Source organism: Peribacillus tepidiphilus, assembly GCF_009466385.1.
Classification (GTDB): Bacteria; Bacillota; Bacilli; order Bacillales; family DSM-1321; genus Bacillus_BN; species Bacillus_BN tepidiphilus.
Genome location: NZ_WIAQ01000002.1, coordinates 324,530 through 343,560 on the forward strand (window position 1 = coordinate 324,530; position 19,031 = coordinate 343,560).

16 protein-coding genes and 2 riboswitches are annotated in these 19,031 nt (G+C 38.6%); of the genes, 11 read left to right on the forward strand and 5 right to left on the reverse strand.

Translation table 11 applies throughout. The features are described 5' to 3' along the window. Nucleotides 1-37: 37 nt before the first annotated feature. Complete coding sequence (locus tag GD441_RS03005) at nt 38-823, reverse strand: YqhG family protein (protein WP_153123528.1); 786 nt, start codon at nt 821-823, stop codon at nt 38-40. Next, nucleotides 810-2,489 carry a DEAD/DEAH box helicase gene (locus GD441_RS03010; RefSeq protein ID WP_153123530.1) on the reverse strand — a complete coding sequence of 560 codons (1,680 nt, stop codon included), beginning with the start codon at nt 2,487-2,489 and terminating at the stop codon, nt 810-812. The genes GD441_RS03005 and GD441_RS03010 overlap by 14 nt, the downstream gene beginning before the upstream one ends. 256 nt (nt 2,490-2,745) lie before the next feature. Beyond that, a riboswitch (glycine riboswitch) is annotated at nt 2,746-2,836 on the forward strand. Between the two features lie 3 nt (nt 2,837-2,839). Further along, nucleotides 2,840-2,918, forward strand: a riboswitch (glycine riboswitch). A 153-nt stretch (nt 2,919-3,071) separates the two neighbouring features. Here GD441_RS03010 and gcvT point away from each other — a divergent pair. Genes gcvT through gcvPB form a run of 3 tightly spaced genes read left to right on the forward strand, consistent with a single transcriptional unit; the run spans nt 3,072 to nt 7,017 of the window. Further along, nucleotides 3,072-4,178, forward strand: coding sequence for a glycine cleavage system aminomethyltransferase GcvT (gcvT, locus tag GD441_RS03015; RefSeq protein ID WP_153123532.1), 1,107 nt, complete (start codon nt 3,072-3,074; stop codon nt 4,176-4,178). Nucleotides 4,179-4,196: 18 nt separating this feature from the next. After that, nucleotides 4,197-5,543 (forward strand): aminomethyl-transferring glycine dehydrogenase subunit GcvPA, encoded by a 1,347-nt coding sequence (gcvPA, locus tag GD441_RS03020; protein ID WP_153123629.1) that lies wholly within the window; start codon nt 4,197-4,199, stop codon nt 5,541-5,543. Beyond that, nucleotides 5,536-7,017: an aminomethyl-transferring glycine dehydrogenase subunit GcvPB gene (gcvPB, locus tag GD441_RS03025; RefSeq protein WP_153123534.1), complete on the forward strand. Its 1,482-nt coding sequence runs from the start codon at nt 5,536-5,538 to the stop codon at nt 7,015-7,017. The genes gcvPA and gcvPB overlap by 8 nt, the downstream gene beginning before the upstream one ends. A gap of 127 nt (nt 7,018-7,144) precedes the next feature. Here the strand turns inward: gcvPB and GD441_RS03030 are convergent, their stop codons facing one another. Next, nucleotides 7,145-7,519 (reverse strand): rhodanese-like domain-containing protein, encoded by a 375-nt coding sequence (locus GD441_RS03030; protein ID WP_153123536.1) that lies wholly within the window; start codon nt 7,517-7,519, stop codon nt 7,145-7,147. 209 nt (nt 7,520-7,728) lie between these two features. On the opposite strand from GD441_RS03030, the gene GD441_RS03035 reads away from it, so the two are divergent. The 4 genes from GD441_RS03035 (at nt 7,729) to GD441_RS03050 (ending at nt 14,481) form a co-directional block, all read left to right on the forward strand. Beyond that, nucleotides 7,729-8,565: a lipoate--protein ligase family protein gene (locus GD441_RS03035; protein WP_153123538.1), complete on the forward strand. Its 837-nt coding sequence runs from the start codon at nt 7,729-7,731 to the stop codon at nt 8,563-8,565. A gap of 455 nt (nt 8,566-9,020) precedes the next feature. After that, nucleotides 9,021-11,582, forward strand: a complete 2,562-nt coding sequence (locus GD441_RS03040; RefSeq protein ID WP_153123540.1) for a vitamin B12-dependent ribonucleotide reductase — start codon at nt 9,021-9,023, stop codon at nt 11,580-11,582. A 167-nt stretch (nt 11,583-11,749) separates the two neighbouring features. Further along, the gene (gene splB, locus GD441_RS03045; RefSeq protein WP_153123631.1) at nt 11,750-12,775 is read left to right on the forward strand and encodes a spore photoproduct lyase; all 1,026 of its coding nucleotides are present in this window, start codon (nt 11,750-11,752) and stop codon (nt 12,773-12,775) included. An 824-nt stretch (nt 12,776-13,599) separates the two neighbouring features. Continuing rightward, on the forward strand, nt 13,600-14,481 hold the full coding sequence (locus GD441_RS03050) for a patatin-like phospholipase family protein (RefSeq protein WP_153123542.1): 882 nt from the start codon (nt 13,600-13,602) through the stop codon (nt 14,479-14,481). A gap of 49 nt (nt 14,482-14,530) precedes the next feature. Here the strand turns inward: GD441_RS03050 and GD441_RS03055 are convergent, their stop codons facing one another. Then, nucleotides 14,531-14,908 (reverse strand): SA1362 family protein, encoded by a 378-nt coding sequence (locus GD441_RS03055; protein ID WP_153123544.1) that lies wholly within the window; start codon nt 14,906-14,908, stop codon nt 14,531-14,533. Nucleotides 14,909-14,997: 89 nt separating this feature from the next. Beyond that, nucleotides 14,998-15,942, reverse strand: coding sequence for a DUF1385 domain-containing protein (locus tag GD441_RS03060; protein ID WP_153123546.1), 945 nt, complete (start codon nt 15,940-15,942; stop codon nt 14,998-15,000). Between the two features lie 300 nt (nt 15,943-16,242). Here GD441_RS03060 and GD441_RS03065 point away from each other — a divergent pair, with 300 nt between their 5' ends. From GD441_RS03065 to efp, 4 genes are all read left to right on the forward strand, one after another. Next, complete coding sequence (locus tag GD441_RS03065; RefSeq protein WP_153123548.1) at nt 16,243-16,815, forward strand: YqhR family membrane protein; 573 nt, start codon at nt 16,243-16,245, stop codon at nt 16,813-16,815. A gap of 90 nt (nt 16,816-16,905) precedes the next feature. After that, nucleotides 16,906-17,352 (forward strand): type II 3-dehydroquinate dehydratase, encoded by a 447-nt coding sequence (aroQ, locus tag GD441_RS03070; RefSeq protein WP_153123550.1) that lies wholly within the window; start codon nt 16,906-16,908, stop codon nt 17,350-17,352. Next, nucleotides 17,352-18,413, forward strand: a complete 1,062-nt coding sequence (locus tag GD441_RS03075; RefSeq protein WP_153123551.1) for a M24 family metallopeptidase — start codon at nt 17,352-17,354, stop codon at nt 18,411-18,413. The genes aroQ and GD441_RS03075 overlap by 1 nt, the downstream gene beginning before the upstream one ends. 20 nt (nt 18,414-18,433) lie before the next feature. Further along, entirely contained in the window at nt 18,434-18,991 is a 558-nt protein-coding gene (gene efp / locus GD441_RS03080) for an elongation factor P (RefSeq protein ID WP_153123553.1), read from the forward strand. Nucleotides 18,992-19,031: the final 40 nt, after the last annotated feature.

Consider the following 19,031-nt stretch of genomic DNA (forward strand, 5'->3'; position numbering starts at 1 on the left):
TTAAAAACGTTTGGTTAGCTTTATGACTTGTTTTGCATTAAATCGCTTTCTCTGACAGATAAAACATTCCTCCGTTAATAACGGCTATTTTGATTTTTGGTTCATATTGTTCCCGAAGCGCTTCTTTTTCTGTTTCATAACTTTCGCCTTTTTCATCCGATTCTCCGTAAAAATGCTCCAAAAGCAGTAAATCATTTTCCCATCGTTCTACTGCCCTAATTGCCCAATCGTGATTCTCTTCTTCCAGCTGCAAACGTACATACCGGTCTAATCTTCTCAATCCGCTTTTCGGCATAATGAGTGGTGAAAGGGTAAATGAGTAATCTGGGATTTTCGGTGTAACTCTCAATGCTAAAATTTTATCGTGAAAATGATTGGCTATTTGCCCAGTTATTAAATTGACTCCGAGTGAGAAAAACATTTCTTTTTTTCGGTCACATACAAAGGACACTTTAATGTTCGCACTAAGCCAAGGGAATAAAGGATTATGACTTGGCATTGTATTTTCGTATAACCGTATATAGCTTGCTAAGTTTTTTGTGGATTGGAAGATTTGATGTAGACGAGGAGAGCCAAAGTGGATAAATTCTCCTTGGATGCCTTCCGGTACATTTTCATGATCTGTAATGAGTGTCAATTTCATAGGATTTGGCGTTCCACCAGTCTTTTCTAAGTAGTGCCAATAAAAAGGGCGATTCATCAAAAGCTTATCTAATTCTGCTGTTAACTGGACAATGAGATAAGAAGGGGCATTACAAAGGATTTCACACCCGTTTGATTGAAAATATTTCAAAAGGAATTGATGGATTTCACGTTGCTGCACGAGTGCCCTCTCCCTTCATTTCTTGAGCAAGTTGGATGATAGATGACAAATTTTCCATTTTAATTTTCATCTCTCCTTCACTTTTGGAAAGTCCGACAACATCTATTAGGTATTCTTCCAAATTTCCGATATCCAATCTTGTTAGAATCTCGTCAAGCTCACCGACAACTCTCTCAAATAAGTTGATTTTTTCATATAACAGCTTTAAAATGTGTTCTTCAATAGTGTTTCTTACAGCAAAATTATAGATGTTCACATCTTTTTCCTGTCCTAAACGATGAACACGTCCTATTCGTTGCTCGAGCCTCATTGGATTCCAAGGAAGGTCGAAATTGATAATATGGTTACAAAATTGCAGATTAATTCCTTCACCACCAGCCTCTGTTGCGATCAGAACCTGTGCATGCTTCTGAAAAAGCTCTCTCATCCAATCTTTTTTCCCACGCTTAAAGCCCCCCCGGAATGGGACGGACGTAATACCATTCTGTTTTAAAAAACATTGCAGATAGAGCTGTGTTGCTCTGTATTCGGTGAAAATAATCACTTTGTCATTGATTTGCTTGATGAGTTCCAATGCTTTTTCTGCTTTGGAATTACAGGTAACGCCTTCAACTTTTTTTGCTAGAAAATGAACCTTCTCTTTTATGCTGTGAGATGGAGTGTCCGTTTTTTCTAGCATATTTTTCAAAGTTTGAAAGACTGCTTCGCGGCTGCTACAGGCTTCCCTCTGTAAAGTTAAAGTGGAAAATACACTCCCGATTGATTCACCCCCGTATGGCTTAAATTTAGAAACAGCGTCGTAGAGTTCTCTTTCATCATCAGAAAAATCGATAACAACCGTCTGAACCTTTCGTTTCGTCCACTCGATCCCCGTATCTCCACGTCTATTTCGAATCATCACTTTATTTACAAGTTCTTTTAGATAGTTGTCTTCATTAATGTTTCTACCTTTGCCTTTAAATTTTTCGGAAAAATATGTGGCATTTCCTAATTGACCGGGTTTTAGTAAAGACACAAGGTGAAAAATTTCTTCAACCTTATTTTGGATCGGTGTGGCTGTGAGCAATAAACAAAACCTTTTTTTGAGATTCTGCACAAATTCATAGTTCTTTGTTTTATTATTTTTTAATTTATGAGCCTCATCAATAATAATAAAATCATAATTTTGGGAGTAAATAATTTCCCGATGTGGAGAACGTTTTGCAGTATCAATGGAAGAGACGACTACATCGCAAGATTCCCAGACATAGCTTTTTCTTTGGGCGACAGCGGGAATGAAAAACTTACTATTTAGTTCGAACGTCCATTGAGAAACTAGTGAAGCAGGGACAAGGATTAAAACCTTTTTTACTAAACCACGAATCATGTATTCTTTTAAGATCAGACCCGCTTCTATCGTTTTACCAAGGCCCACTTCATCTGCCAAAATGGCCTTACCGTTCATATTTTCTACAACCTCTTTTGCAGCTTCGAGCTGATGAGGCAAAGGAGTCAAATGTGGAAGATGCTTCGGTGCCTGAAGACCTTCAAATTCTGGAACCAGTAAGTTTTTTTCTACTTGAACAGCCAGCTTATAAAGATCCCAGCTTCCCCATGGTCCATCATGATCAATTCGTTCAAGCAATCCTTCCTCCCAGTCAGATTTGAATTCGATTGAGATATTCATTGAATGCATCTCCTTCTTTTGAAAATCGGATTTAACCAATAATTTGCAGTTTTTTAGTGGATTTTTTATTAGAAAATGCTTAAAAGACGAAAATTATTGTTTTGAATAAATAAAATAATAAAGTTTTTATTATTTTTTTGAATAAAAAAAGATTGCAGAGAAATCTGAATTAATGATAGGATGAAAATAGCTTTCAAATTAGCTAGTTCTCATCAGTTTGTAATAGTATGACCATTTTCAAATTTTATATAAGCGAATGAAGGTAAGGGGAGAGACTACATTGTGTAGCGCCGAAGGAGCAAGTAGACTGCTGCGAATCTCTCAGGCAAAAGAACTCTTACCGGACGCAGCTCTGGAGAGTGTTCGTTTTTCGCGGACCACCAAAGGGGAAAGCCTTATTTAGGTAAACTTTCAGGTACCAGGACAGAGATTGCTCTTTTTATATGGAGCATCTCTGTCCTTTTTTATGTTTTCTTTGGAAATGGTAAGAAATATGTGGCGCGTGGTACTCAAACAATATGGGGTATTTTTGATTCTTTTGAAAGCGTAAAAGGTTTTCTAAAAAGTAAAGGGGGTATTATGTTGGTTGAATTAAAAAGAACTCCGCTTTTTGAAGTGTACAAAGATTATGGGGCAAAAACGATTGACTTTGGTGGCTGGGAGCTTCCTGTTCAATTTTCAGGCATTAGGGAAGAACACGAAACTGTGAGAACCAAAGCAGGCTTATTTGATGTATCTCATATGGGTGAAATTACTGTCAAAGGAAAAGGCAGTGAAGCTTTTCTACAAAGGCTGGTCACAAATGATGTATCCAAGTTGAAAAACGGAGGAGCTCAATACACTGCCCTTTGCTATGAAAATGGTGGTACAGTCGATGATTTGATCATTTATAAACGAAATAATGAAGACTTCTTACTAGTAGTAAATGCTGCTAATACTGAGAAAGATTTTGAATGGTTGAAACAACATCAGACAGAAGATGTTGAAATAAAGAATATTTCGAATGAAGTGGCTCAGTTGGCTCTTCAGGGGCCTCTTTCCGAGAAAATTCTTCAAAAGTTATCTAGAAATTTGGATTTAAAAGAAATTGGATTTTTTAAATTTAAAGAAAATGTTGAGTTAAACGGTATAAAAGCACTTGTATCAAGAACAGGGTATACAGGAGAAGATGGTTTTGAAATCTACTGTGAGTCTCAGGATGTCATTCATCTTTGGAAAGAAATTCTAGATGCCGGTAAAGAAGAAGGCTTGTTGCCAATCGGTCTTGGGGCACGTGATACGTTGAGATTTGAAGCAACACTTCCACTATACGGTCAGGAGCTTGCACCGGACATTACACCAATTGAAGCGGGTATCGGCTTCGCTGTGAAAACGGATAAAGAAATAGATTTTATCGGTAAAAGTGTATTGAAGCAACAAAAAGAAAATGGTCCTGATCGAAAGCTTGTCGGTATTGAAATGATTGATCGCGGTATTCCTAGACACGGATATCCTGTTTATGTAGGCGAGGAAAGAGTTGGAGAGGTAACATCAGGAACTCAATCCCCTACACTCAAGAAAAATATCGGGTTAGCGTTGTTGAAGAAAGAGTTTTCCGAACTGGGAACCGAGGTTGATGTAGAGGTCCGGTCAAAAAAATTAAAAGCTAAAGTGATCGCTACTCCATTTTATAAAAGAGCGAAAAAATAGAAAGGGGATTCCTGCATGATGAAGCATCGTTATTTACCGATGACTGAAGAAGATCAAAAAGAAATGCTTCAGACAATCGGCGTTAAAAGTATAGATGACTTGTTTGTTGATATTCCAGAAAGCGTTCGTTTCAAAGGGGAATATACTATTAAACCGGCTAAATCCGAGTCTGCTCTACTTAAAGAACTTTCTCAATTAGCTAATAAGAATGCAGATACTAAGCAATATACTTCTTTTTTAGGTGCAGGTGTATATGACCACTATATTCCTACCATTGTAGATCATGTTATTTCAAGATCTGAGTTTTATACAGCTTATACACCCTATCAACCAGAAATATCTCAGGGAGAGCTGCAAGCGATCTTTGAATTCCAGACGATGATTTGTGAATTAACGGGAATGGATGTGGCAAACTCATCTATGTATGATGGAGGGACAGCTCTCGCTGAAGCAGCGATGTTAAGTGCAGGTCAAACGAGACGTAAGAAAATTCTTGTTTCAGCAACTGTACATCCTGAATCAAGAGATGTTCTAAAAACTTATGCGGACGGACAATATATTGAAGTAGTTGAAATACCTTACCGTGATGGAATAACAGATCTTGAAAAGCTACAAACAGAGACGGGACCTGACGTAGCCGGTGTGATCATACAATATCCAAACTTCTTTGGCCGTATTGAAAATTTGCAAGCGATTGAAAAAATTGCGCACGAGCAGAAGGCGATGTTGATTGTTTCAAGCAATCCATTATCACTCGGGGCCTTGACACCGCCAGGAAAATTTGGAGCGGATATTGTTGTTGGTGATGTTCAGCCGTTTGGAATTCCTCAAAGCTTTGGAGGACCTCATTGTGGTTATTTTGCTGTTACAAATCATTTAATGAGAAAGCTTCCTGGCCGCCTTGTTGGTCAAACAGTGGATGAAGATGGAAAACGTGGATTCGTTCTCACACTTCAAGCCCGTGAGCAACATATTCGTCGTGAAAAAGCTACCTCCAACATTTGTTCCAACCAAGCGTTAAACGCACTTGCAGCATCTGTGGCGATGACAGCTCTTGGCAAAAAAGGTGTAAAAGAAATGGCGGCACAAAATATAAAAAAAGCCTACTATGCGAAGAGAGCTCTTCAGAACGCAGGAATTGAAGTTGTTTTTAACGGACCTTCCTTTAATGAATTTGTCATTAAGTTAGCGAACCCTGTAAAGAAAGTGAACGAAAAGCTTATTAAAAAAGGAATCATTGGAGGGTATGATTTAGGTCTAACCTATCCTGAATTAGAAAAGCACATGCTTGTTGCTGTTACAGAATTACGTACAAAAGAAGAAATCGATATGTTCGTGAAAGAATTGGGGGATGGCCATGAATAAGCAAGACCAACCGTTAATTTTTGAACTTAGTACTCCTGGAAGAATCGGCTTCAGCCTTCCTGAATTGGACATAGAAGATATAGACTTATCGGAAATCCTCCCAAATGATTACATTCGTGAGGAGGAAGCGGATTTACCGGAAGTTTCAGAGCTGGATATTATGAGGCATTATACAGCTCTTTCAAAAAGAAACCATGGTGTTGATTCAGGCTTTTATCCACTTGGTTCTTGTACAATGAAGTATAATCCGAAAATCAATGAAACTGTCGCTCGTTTTAATGGATTTGCCCATATTCATCCGTATCAGGATGAAAGCACAGTGCAGGGTGCATTGGAATTAATGTATGATCTTCAAGAGCATTTGAAGGAAATTATTGGTATGGATGAAGTGACGCTTCAGCCTGCAGCAGGGGCTCACGGTGAGTGGACAGGTCTAATGATGATCCGTGCGTTTCATGAAGCGAACGGTGACTTTAATAGAACTAAGGTAATCGTACCTGACTCCGCACACGGCACAAATCCTGCATCTGCCACTGTAGCCGGTCTTGAAACGGTAACGGTTAAGTCAAATGAAAATGGATTAGTAGATTTAGACGATTTAAGAAGAGTAGTCGGATCGGATACGGCAGCTCTTATGCTTACTAACCCGAACACTTTAGGTTTATTTGAAGAAAATATTTTAGAAATGGCACAAATTGTGCATGAAGCGGGTGGAAAGCTATATTATGACGGAGCCAACCTAAATGCTGTTTTATCAAAAGCTCGACCAGGGGACATGGGATTTGATGTTGTGCATTTGAATCTTCACAAAACCTTTACCGGTCCTCATGGAGGAGGAGGTCCTGGTTCTGGTCCTGTAGGAGTAAAGGCAGACCTGATTCCGTTTCTTCCATCACCGGTTATCACAAAAGATGGTGACACTTTTACTTTGGATTACAATCGTCCGCAATCGATCGGGCGTGTAAAACCATTTTATGGGAACTTTGGTATTAACGTTCGTGCCTACACGTACATCCGCTCGATGGGTCCTGAAGGGTTAAAGGCCGTTACGGAATTCGCTGTGCTAAATGCAAATTATATGATGAGAAAGCTTGCGCCATATTATGATCTGCCATTCGACAGACATTGTAAGCACGAATTTGTTTTAAGTGGAAAGCGCCAGAAAAAGCTTGGTGTACGTACGCTCGATATTGCAAAGCGTCTCTTAGATTTCGGGTATCATCCACCTACTATCTATTTTCCTCTTAATGTGGAAGAATGTATCATGATCGAGCCGACGGAAACCGAATCAAAAGAAACATTGGATGCCTTTATAGATGCGATGATTCAAATTGCAAAGGAAGCAGAAGAACATCCTGAAATCGTTCAAGAGGCTCCTCACACGACGGTTATTAAACGTTTGGATGAAACGATGGCAGCAAGAAAGCCGATTCTTCGCTACGTAAAAGAAGAAACATTCGAATCAACAAAATAATAAAAAAGCATATGCATGACGGGAATTCAAAATTCCTGTAGGCATATGCTTTTTTATTTGGGATTCGTTTTCTTTTTCCTTTATACATTTATCGTATATTTTTATAACGCTATGAAGAGATTCCTAATTATTTCACCTTAATTTTTCCAGTCCATTGCTTAAAACCACCTTTTAGATGGTAAAGCTGACGATAGCCTTTTCTGTGAAGCATCTGGGCTGCTCGTCCGCTTCGTATACCGCTTTGGCAGTAAAGATATACGGGTTTGTCAGGACGGATTTCTTTTAATCTCGATTTCAATTGTGAAAGTGGGATGTTTCTTGCACCTAAAATATGACCGGCATTATATTCATTTGGCTCCCTCACATCAATGAGCTGAGCTTTTCGGTATCCTTCAATAAACTCTTCTTGAGTCAATGTTTTCACAACGCGGCGCTGCTGCCACCATGTGAATGCTGAATAAGCCAATATTGCAAAAACGATCACCAAAAAGTAATAAAGCACAGTAGAATTCTCCTCTCCAAAAACAATACAAGCATTATTTATTATAGTATTCCTTCGTTATAATATCAAAAAATTTTTTGTGTTTCTTTTGTATGAATGGTTGACATTTTTCTTACATTTTCTAGGTGCCTTTATTCTTTTTCTTTTTTAGTATTTTTGTTATTCTAAAAAAAGTGTAATCAAAAAGTTATTAAAGAAAGGATCTATATATGAAAAAAGAAACATGGGCATTTATCGATTCAGGTGATTGCTCACCATCTTTCAACATGGCGATGGACGAGCTGCTGATGATCTGGCATAGCGAAGGTCTTATTCCTCCTACGATCCGTTTTTATGGTTGGAATCCAGCCACCTTGTCGATTGGCTATTTTCAAAAAGCTGAAAAAGAAATCAATTTAGAAGAAGTAAAAAAAAGAGGTCTTGGTTTTGTACGAAGAGCTACAGGCGGTAGAGCAGTATTACATGAACATGAGCTTACGTACAGTGTAATTGTTTCTGAAGAACATCCGGATATGCCAAAAAATGTGACTGAAGCTTATCGCGTCATTTCAGAGGGTATTTTAAAAGGATTTCAAAATTTAGGTTTAGATGCATATTTTGCTGTACCGAAAACAGAAGAAGACAGGGCTGCATTAAAGGCTCCACGTTCTTCTGTCTGTTTTGATGCCCCTAGCTGGTACGAGCTTGTGGTAGAAGGACGGAAGGTTGCAGGAAGCGCCCAAACCCGACAAAAGGGAGTGATCCTTCAGCACGGATCGATCCTATTAGATCTAGATGAAGAAAAGTTGTTTAGTCTTTTTACATTCTCCAATGATCGGATAAAAGAAAGAATGATGCAAGCTTTTAAAAATAAAGCTGTAGCCATCAATGATGTTTCGAGTCGAACAATTCATCTGGACGAAGCAAAAATGGCTTTCAAGACAGGTTTTGAAGAGGGCTTAAACATCCAATTGGAGCCCTTTCAATTGACAGATGCACAAATGGATGAAATAAAGCAACTTGCTGCCCAAAAATATGAAAGTGACGAATGGAATTTTATGCGCTAGATTTTGTTGGTAGAAAGTAAGTGAATAGCCGATAGTTACGATTATTCAAAATAAAAGTAAACAAAAAGGGTGTCTGATTCACTGAGTCAGCCCCTTTTCTATAAAAAAATTTTTTTAACTTTTTTGATTGATTCTTCTTCAAGCCTTAAAAGAAAAGGACTTTTTCTAAAGCCAAAAAATGCAAGTCTGAAAATAGTCGATTATTGGCAATTAATCGAAAGAAATCAGTATTTATCTCCATTTTTCTCATTTATTCCACATATTTGCAGTTTGACAAAATCATATTTATTTTTACAAAAACACAATATATAGTGTTTTCGAAAATAATTCTAATACTATATATTGATTTTGAGGGTTTAGTGTGTTAAGTTAAGGGTACTTTGTTAAATGATGCTTCACACCAGGCACTACATATAGGTTTATTTAGGGGATTAGATATAAAGGAGAGGTATAACATGTCTGTTGCGTTTAAGCAAACAATGAAACTAAACATTGATAGGCTAAATAAGGATATTAAGTTGTTTCCACAGGTACATCCGATCACACCTGATATGAAGATTACTCATAAGGGTGTATCAAGACTCGTTATGATTGACAGGTATTCTTTTAAAGACACAGAGAAAATTACTTTAACGAATGGGGATTTTGTTGTCCTAACGATTAAAGAAGATCCGAAATTTCCTGCTCGTGGACTTGGATACATTGTTGAAATTGATTGGGAAAACAAAAAAGCTAAAGTTCTTGTCGAGGAAGAATATCGAGGCGTATTGGACAAGCAGGAAGAAGTGGAAACAGGGATTGTTAACCGATCCTTAGATGTCATTGAGAAACCGCTTGAAATTTTTTATGAACAAATCGCTAAACGGAACGCGACGGGTTTGGCTTCCGTTGAAAAGACGGAAGAAAAAAGGCAAGAATGGTTCCAAAAGTTCTATGAAGAACTTGTATCCATGAACTTTGTTCCGGCTGGTCGTGTATTATACGGTGCAGGTGCTGATACTGACGTAACGTATTTTAACTGTTATGTCATGCCGTTTGTGCAGGATTCTCGTGAAGGGATTTCAGAGCATAGAAAGCAGGTCATGGAAATTATGAGCCGTGGAGGCGGTGTTGGTACGAACGGTTCTACATTAAGACCGCGTAATACACTTGCAAAGGGAGTAAACGGAAAATCCTCCGGTTCCGTATCGTGGCTAGATGATATCGCAAAGCTGACTCATCTAGTTGAACAAGGGGGCTCAAGACGCGGTGCCCAAATGATCATGCTTGCCGACTGGCATCCAGATATTGTGGAGTTCATCATTTCAAAAATGCAAAATCCACGCATTCTTCGTTACCTTATAGAAAATACAAAAGACGAAAGCATCAAAAAGCATGCAACTGAAAAATTGAAATTTACTCCGCTGACGGAGCAGGAAAAAGCGATGTATCAAGGGATCATTAATTATAAAAACATTCCTGGACAAGGCGGATTCAACGATAAAATTATAAAAGAAGCAGAAGAAAAGCTGCGTACAGGTGGAAATTACAGTGTTCATAACCCTGAATTTTTAACAGGCGCAAATATTTCGGTTTGCTTGACGAAGGAATTCATGGAAGCTGTAGAAAATGACAGTGAGTATGAACTTCGCTTCCCGGATGTTGAGAGCTATAATGCCGAAGAAATGAAACATTATAATGAAAACTGGCATAAAGTTGGGGATGTACGTGAATGGGAAAAACAAGGAAACAGAGTTCGTGTTTATCGTAAAATTAAGGCTAGAGAGCTTTGGAACTTGATCAACATTTGTGCAACATATTCTGCAGAGCCTGGTATATTCTTTATTGACAATGCTAATGACATGACAAACGCCAAAGCATACGGACAGCAAGTGGTTGCGACCAACCCTTGTGGAGAGCAGCCGCTAGCACCTTATTCTGTTTGTAACTTGGCCGCGGTCAACTTAGCTCAGATGGCGGATAAAGAAACAAAAACAGTTAATTTTGAGAAGCTACGACGCACCGTTGAAGTGGGTGTGCGTATGCAAGATAACGTCATCGATGCGACACCGTACTTTTTAGAAGAGAATAAAAAGCAAGCCCTAGGGGAGCGCCGTGTAGGATTAGGCGTTATGGGGCTTCATGATTTGCTCATTTATTGTGAAACAGAGTACGGCAGTGAAGAAGGAAACAAGTTGGTTGACCAAGTTTTTGAAGTAATCGCTACTTCTGCCTATAAAGCTTCCATCGAATTGGCGAAGGAAAAGGGCAGCTTCCCATTCTTAGTAGGTGAAACAGAAGAAGAAACAGCTACACTTCGTGAACGATTTATTAATACAGGATTTATGAAAAAAATGCCTGAGGATATTCGTGAAGATATTAAGAAATACGGAATCCGTAACTCACACCTATTAACAGTTGCACCAACAGGAAGTACAGGAACGATGGTTGGTGTTTCAACAGGTTTAGAGCCTTACTTCTCCTTTACTTATTTCCGTAGCGGTCGCTTAGGGAAATTTATTGAAGTAAAAGCAGATATTGTTCAAGAATATTTAGATCGAAATCCGGATGCTGATCCAAATAATCTTCCGCATTGGTTCGTTTCTGCTATGGAATTATCACCAGAAGCCCATGCAGATGTACAATGCATCATCCAACGCTGGATTGACAGCTCGATCAGTAAAACGGTGAATGCCCCTAAAGGGTATACGGTTGAACAGGTGGAAAAAGTGTACGAACGTCTTTACAAAGGCGGAGCAAAAGGTGGAACAGTTTATGTCGATGGTAGCCGTGACTCCCAAGTCTTAACTTTGAAAGCAGAAGAAAACAGCTTTGAAGATGACATAGTAGAAACACAAACAACTGAGAAGAAAAAAGTTGTATTAGTAGATACGATTCATGAACTTCGCTCAACTAATGTAAAAATTGGTTCTGAAGTAGGTAACACTTGTCCAGTATGCCGGAAAGGTGAAGTAAAAGAAATCGGCGGCTGTAACACTTGTACAAACTGCGGCGCCCAATTAAAATGCGGATTGTAAAGACCTGGCCTAGCCAGGTCTTTTTTAAAGCTGTAGTGATTAATAAACACATACTATTCTACTCGTTGAATTTTTACTAAAGTTGATTTCCAGATATTTTTTTCATGGTAAATCACAAGTTTTGGAATACTAAACAAGAGCAAATAACTGATAGAATGGTGATCATTATGGAGCCTTTTATTCCACAATTGGTATATATTGAGCCGAGAGCTCTTGAATATCCACTCGGTCGTGAGTTAAAGAAAAAGTTTGAGGATATGAATATTGAGATAAGGGAAACAACTTCTCATAATCAAATTCGAGGGCTGCCGGGTGAGACTGATTTACAGAAATATCGTATAGCTAAATCAACACTTGTTGTAGGTGTGCGACGTACCCTTAAATTCGATACGTCTAAGCCATCTGCTGAATATGCAATCCCACTCGCTACAGGCTGTATGGGGCATTGTCATTATTGCTATTTGCAGACGACCTTGGGGAGTAAGCCCTATATTAGAACTTACGTAAACGTAGATGAGATTTTTGATCAAGCTCAAAAATACATGGATGAAAGGAAGCCGGAAATTACAAGGTTTGAAGCGGCCTGTACGTCTGATATTGTAGGAATCGATCATTTAACCCACTCATTAAAGAAAGCCATTGAATTTTTTGGGAATAGTGAGTATGGGAGACTTCGCTTCGTAACGAAATTTCATCATGTCGATCATCTATTGGACGCTAAACATAATGGGAAAACAAGATTTAGGTTCAGTGTGAATTCCCGCTATGTCATAAAAAATTTCGAGCCTGGTACTTCCTCTTTTGATGAAAGGCTGGAAGCAGCAAGAAAGGTGGCGAATGCTGGCTATCCGTTAGGTTTTATTGTGGCTCCGATCTATATGCATGAGGAATGGAAAGAGGGATATTTTGAACTTTTTGAGCGCCTTGAAGAAGCACTAAAGGGCATGGACTTGCCTCATTTGTCATTTGAATTGATTCAGCATCGATTTACTGCTCCGGCAAAGAAAGTCATCCAGAAGCATTACCCAAAAACAAAGCTCGAACTAGATGAGTCGAAACGGAAGTACAAATGGGGAAAATATGGAATCGGAAAATATGTATATAAAGATGAAGAGGCTAATGAGTTGGAACAAACGATTCGTGGATACATTGGACATTTTTTTCCAAGCGCAGAAATTCAATATTTCACATGATAACCGGTTAACCTGCTAGTCATTTGACGGATGGTTAACCCTTTTTATTGTTAGACTGCGAGTGTCCGAATACGAAGGTTATTCGGACAGGACAAGTAGCAAATCGCCTAAGGGTGTCCGAATACGAAGGTTATTCGGACAGGACATGTAGGAAATTGTCTAAGGGTGTCCGAATACGAAGGTTATTCGGACAGGACAAGTAGCAAATCGCCTAAGGGTGTCCGAATACGAAGGTTATTCGGACAGGACATGTAGGAAATTGCCTAAGGGTGTCCGAATACGAAGGTTATTCGGACAGGACAAGTAGCAAATCGCCTGAGGGTGTCCGAATACGAAGGTTATTCGGACAGGACATGTAGCAAATCGCCTGAGGGGGTCCGAATACGGTGGTTATTCGGACAGGACATGTAGGAAATTGCCTAAGGGTGTCCGAATACGAAGGTTATTCGGACAGGACAAGTAGCAAATCGCCTTGGGGTGTCCGAATAAAAGGGGTATTCGGACAGGACTTGCAAAAAATAACCTGCAGGTGTCCGAATACGAAGGCTATTCGGACAGGACAAGTAGCAAATCGCCTAAGGGGGTCCGAATACGAAGGTTATTTGGACAGGACAAGTAGCAAATCGCCTAAGGGGGTCCGAATACGAAGGTTATTCGGACAGGACAAGTAGCAAATCGCCTATAAAGGAAAGACTTTCATATGTAAAAATCCTCATGCCGATTAAACAACTCAGGTAAAGAACAACAGCCATTAATAATAGTAATAAAAACCTTCCTTCACGATTAAATATGTAAAAGATACCGGAAAATAGGGGAGGGCTTTCATGTTAATAGATGGCGTTTTTTCCGGAGGAGGCATCAAAGGTTTTGCGCTGATTGGAGCATATCAAGTGTTAGAGGAGAATGGTTTTTCCTTCAAGAGAACAGCAGGAACAAGCGCAGGTTCACTTATCGCAGCATTTATTTCAGCAGGATACACCAGTAAAGAAATCGAAAAAATCATGAATGAAGTAGATATAGAAGCATTTTTAGATTCACGATCTGTATTCAAGCTACCAATTATCAAATGGCTTATGCTGTATTGGAAGATGGGATTATTTAAAGGTGATTTTTTTGAGTTTTGGATAGCAAGTAAGCTTGCTGAAAAAGGAATAACAACATTCGGTGATTTACCAAAAGATGCTCTTCGAGTAGTTGCATCCGATATTACCAACGGTAAGCTCGTGGTTCTACCAGATGATTTGGAAAAGTACGGGCTGGATGCAAAATCGTTCTCCATAGCAAAAGCAGTCCGGATGAGCTGCAGTATTCCATACTTTTTTGAACCAGTAAAAGTAAGAATGCATAAACATACAAATCTGATTGTTGATGGAGGAGTATTAAGTAATTTTCCAATGTGGCTTTTTGATCAAGAGAACGTAAAAAAGGTTAGGCCGGTTATTGGAATTAAACTCAGTGCTGAAGACGATTTGCGGCCAAAAAAGGAAGTAGACAATGCAATTGAAATGTTTGCGGCACTGTTTGAAACGATGAAGGATGCCCATGATTCAAGATATATTTCCAGAAAGCATGAAAGAAATATTGTTTTTATACCAATGAACGGTGTATTAGCAACAGAGTTTCAGCTGACTGATGAAAAAAAGAAGCTGCTTATAGACAGAGGGCGAAAGAGTACCCAAGCCTTTCTAAGAAGATGGACGTACTGATCAAGAGCTTTTTATTAAAGGGGGAAAACATAAAAAATCGGACTTAGTTTTAAGCCCGATTTTTCTTTTTGCCTTTTTTTCCTTCAATTACCTTTAAATGAATATCCGAATTTTTTCGGTTTTTACTTTTTTTTACATTTTGAGCTACAGAAAAGCTTGCCACTTTATCTCCTGAGGCCTTGGATTGATTACGCTGCTTGAACCGTTTCTTCGATTCTTTTGCAGCCTTTACATAAGCTCTTTGATCTCTTTTTCCTGGTTGATTCTTTGTTAATCGTTTGAATGCAAAAAAGATAATTCCCGCTACAGCAGCAAAGATCAGTAAGTTCCTAAGAACTCCGACGGGGTCGGCAAACAATCTACTAACCATACCAATAACACCCAATATTACAATGCCATAAAAGATATATGAAAATGAACGATTCAACAAAGCCACCTCCTTAAAAGCATCCTGAGCATTTTATTGTAATTGTAAACAAAATGAGAGCTTTTCATACTTTGGAAGGTCTCTATTTTTCACACAATTTCTTCAGCTTCTACATCTTCCTCTGCTACCTTTTCTATTTCCAATAGTTTATTAAACGATGCAATCGCAACTTCAACCTGGTCATCACTCGGTTCTTTAGTTGTCAAAAGCTGAAGCCATAGACCAGGATATCCTAAATACTTTAGCACCGGAAAATCTCTTAATTTATTCGTAAGCTGCAGGACCTCAAAGGAAATTCCAAGCACGACAGGTATGAGGGCTAATCTATTCAACACACGTGCCCATAACGGTTCTGTTGGCACCAGCATATAAACGAATATGCCGACAATTACCGTAAATAAGATGAAGCTGCTGCCGCAGCGATAATGCAGTCTTGAAGCGGCTTGAACATTTTGAACAGTCAATTCATAACCGTTTTCAAAAGCATTAATAACCTTGTGCTCTGCACCATGATACTGAAAAACCCGCTTAATCATCGGAGTCAGAGATACAAAGTATATGTATGTTAGTAATAAGAGCAACTTGAACAAACCTTCAATCAAGATTTGAGCAAGATCGCTTTTAAATAATGGACGTGTAAGCTCTGCTAAAAAAACAGGAATTAATGTAAATACGAATTTTCCAAATAAGAACGACAAAATCCCTATTGTAGCTACCCCTAGTATTAAAGCCAATTTAGAGGGCTCTTGCTCCTCTATGGCATGGTCTTCAGACGGATCTACCTCATATCTTTCAGTGGAAAAAGTCAGGTGCTTAGAGCCGTTTGCACTCGCTTCAATAATAGCAATAATCCCCCTTAAAAAAGGAATCTTTTTAAGCGAAGCTATGGCCTTTGATGATTGCCTCGGTAGCTCAAAGTATTCAATAGTCCCATCCTTTCTCCTAATTGCAGTAACGGTATGTTTTTTTCCTCCAAACATTACACCTTCTACTACGGCTTGACCACCGTATACTGGTTTTACTTCCTTAGACATGTATTACACCAACCTATGCTGTTATTCACGGCAAGCTTTTCGAAATTCGTGATTAGAATACTATATTTAAGAAACAATTGAAAAATGATGCGAATCTTTTAAAATCTAACCAAAAAATAAATAAGCTGCTGTGTCGATATAAATATTTTACAGAAATTTTAAGAAAAGCTCTACATGAAACCGATCACAGTTATGAATTTGCTTTTGTATTGTCCAGATTTAAGCGCTTTCAGCATTTCTTTTCAATTGAAAAATATTCCCTTCAAAAAAGGACATACTTAATAGTAGGAGGTGTCCAATTTGGCAGAACAAAATAAAACGACAAATCAAAAGGAAGAAAACGATTCTCAAAAATTGGAACAAAATCAAAGGGAGAAGCCTATTTCATTTATTGGAAATGTTGCATTAATTGGTTTTTTTGGAGGATTGATCTGGAGTACATTTGGATTATTTCTATTTTACTTCAATTTTTCTGAATTTAGTCCAACAGTTATTCTGTCAACATGGACAACAGAGAATGTCCGTCAAGGCTGGACCGGTGCATTAATTAGTATCCTGCTTTTGAGTGTACTTTCTATTATTGTAGCATTAGTATATTACCTGACGCTTAGAAAGGTGAATGGAATTTTTGCAGGAATCCTTTTTGGATTAGCATTGTGGGCAATTGTCATGTTTGCTTTAAATCCCATTTTTTCAGAAATAAAACCATTTAAAGAACTTGATAGGAATACTATTATAACGACTGTTTGCTTATACATATTGTATGGTGTTTTTGTCGGTTACAGTATTTCCTATGAAGAAAGTGAACGGAAAGAACAAAATCAGACAAATAAGCAGGAAGAGGGGAATCAAAACGCTGAAGCACAATCATAAGAATCGCCTAAAAAAGTAGTAAGAATTTTTCGGAATATGATAGAATGTTCATATTAGTTTTATAAAAAAAATTCTTATATGGTGATGGCTATGAAAAAAATCATGCTGTTGAATGGTCCTAACCTAAATCGATTAGGAAAAAGGGAACCACATTTATACGGTACTGAAACACTTTTGGATTTAGAAGAAAAAATCAAGTCAGCAGGAAATCTTTTAGGGTATGAAGTCGCTTGTTTTCAAAGCAATCACGAGGGAGAATTGATTGATGAGCTCCATCGGTGCGAAGATGAAGGATTTTGCGGGATCATCTTAAACCCAGGGGCATTTACGCATTATAGCTATGCGCTTCGTGATGCAATAGCTAGTATTTCGGTCCCTGTGATTGAAGTTCATATCTCAAATGTTCATGCACGAGAAACGTTTCGTCATCACTCAGTTACCGCACCTGTGACAAAAGGGCAAATCGTAGGTTTAGGTTTTCACGGATACGAGCTTGCACTTCAAGCAATTGATAGAATGGAAAAGGGGAAAGGATAATGGAAAAGCTAGAGAGACTGCGTGCTTCACTTGAAAAGGTTAATGTAGATGCACTATTAATAACAAATACATACAATCGACGATATATGACAGGTTTTACGGGCTCTGCGGGAGTTGTACTTATTTCTAAATCTGAGGCGAAATTTATTACGGATTTCCGATATGTAGAACAAGCCCAAAAGCAATGTGAAGGGTATGAAATCATCCAACATGTTGGCACAATCCAAGAAGAAGTAGCAAAGCAGGCTAAGCAAATGAGAGTACAAAAACTTGGATTTGAGCAAGATCATCTCTCATTTGCGGCATATAAGAGCTACGAGAAGGTATTTGAGGGTGAATTCGTTCCGTTATCCGGTCTAATAGAGAATTTACGCTTGATTAAGACTAATTCAGAGATTAAGATATTAAAGGAAGCTGCCCAAATTGCCGATGCAGCATTTAAGCACATTCTCGAATTTATCAAACCGGGCTTAACAGAGCTTGAAGTTTCTAATGAGCTTGAGTTTTTTATGAGAAAACAGGGAGCAACCTCGTCTTCATTTGATATTATCGTCGCTTCAGGATATCGTTCAGCTCTTCCACACGGTGTTGCGAGTGACAAAGTCATTGAAAAAGGTGATTTTGTAACCATGGACTATGGTGCTTATTTCAACGGATATGTTTCAGACATCACTCGTACGATTGCTGTTGGTGAACCGAGCGATGAATTAAAAAAAATATATAACATCGTATTGGAAGCTCAGCTTCGCGGGATGGCTGGAATTAAAGCTGGAATGACTGGAAAAGAAGCGGATGCTTTAACTCGTAAATACATTGAGGAAAAAGGGTACGGTTCATACTTTGGGCATTCCACTGGTCACGGTATTGGATTAGAGGTTCATGAAGGTCCAGCTCTTTCCTATAAATCTGATACTGTATTAGAACCAGGTATGATTGTAACGGTTGAGCCTGGCATCTATTTGCCTGGGGTTGGTGGTGTCCGTATAGAAGATGATACGATTGTAACGGCAGAGGGCAACGAATCTCTTACTCATTCACCAAAGGAACTTATCATTTTGTAAAAGCTTTAGGAGGAAAAGACATGATTTCTGTAAATGATTTTCGTACAGGTCTAACCATTGAGGTGGACAATGGAATTTGGCAAGTGATCGAATTCCAACACGTTAAGCCAGGTAAAGGAGCCGCTTTCGTTCGTTCAAAGCTACGTAACTTAAGAACAGGCGCTATCCAAGAAAAAACATTCCGTGCTGGTGAAAAAGTTAGCAAAGCACACATTGAAAACCGCAAAATGCAATATTTATATGCTAGTGGTGACAACCATGTTTTTATGGATAACGAAACCTATGAGCAAATCGAGCTTTCTTCTGCACAAATCGAACGCGAATTGAAATTCTTAAAAGAAAACATGGAAGTTTATATTATGATGTTCCAAGGTGAGACGATTGGTGTCGAGCTTCCAAACACGGTTGTACTTGAAGTGACAGACACGGAGCCTGGTATTAAAGGAGATACAGCTTCTGGTGGTTCCAAGCCTGCAACATTAGAAACGGGACTAGTGGTACAAGTTCCTTTCTTTGTCAATACAGGAGACAAATTAATTATCAATACAACAGACGGTACTTACGTATCACGTGCATAATGAAAGAAGGATCGGATTTTTTCCGGTCCTTTTTTTATAT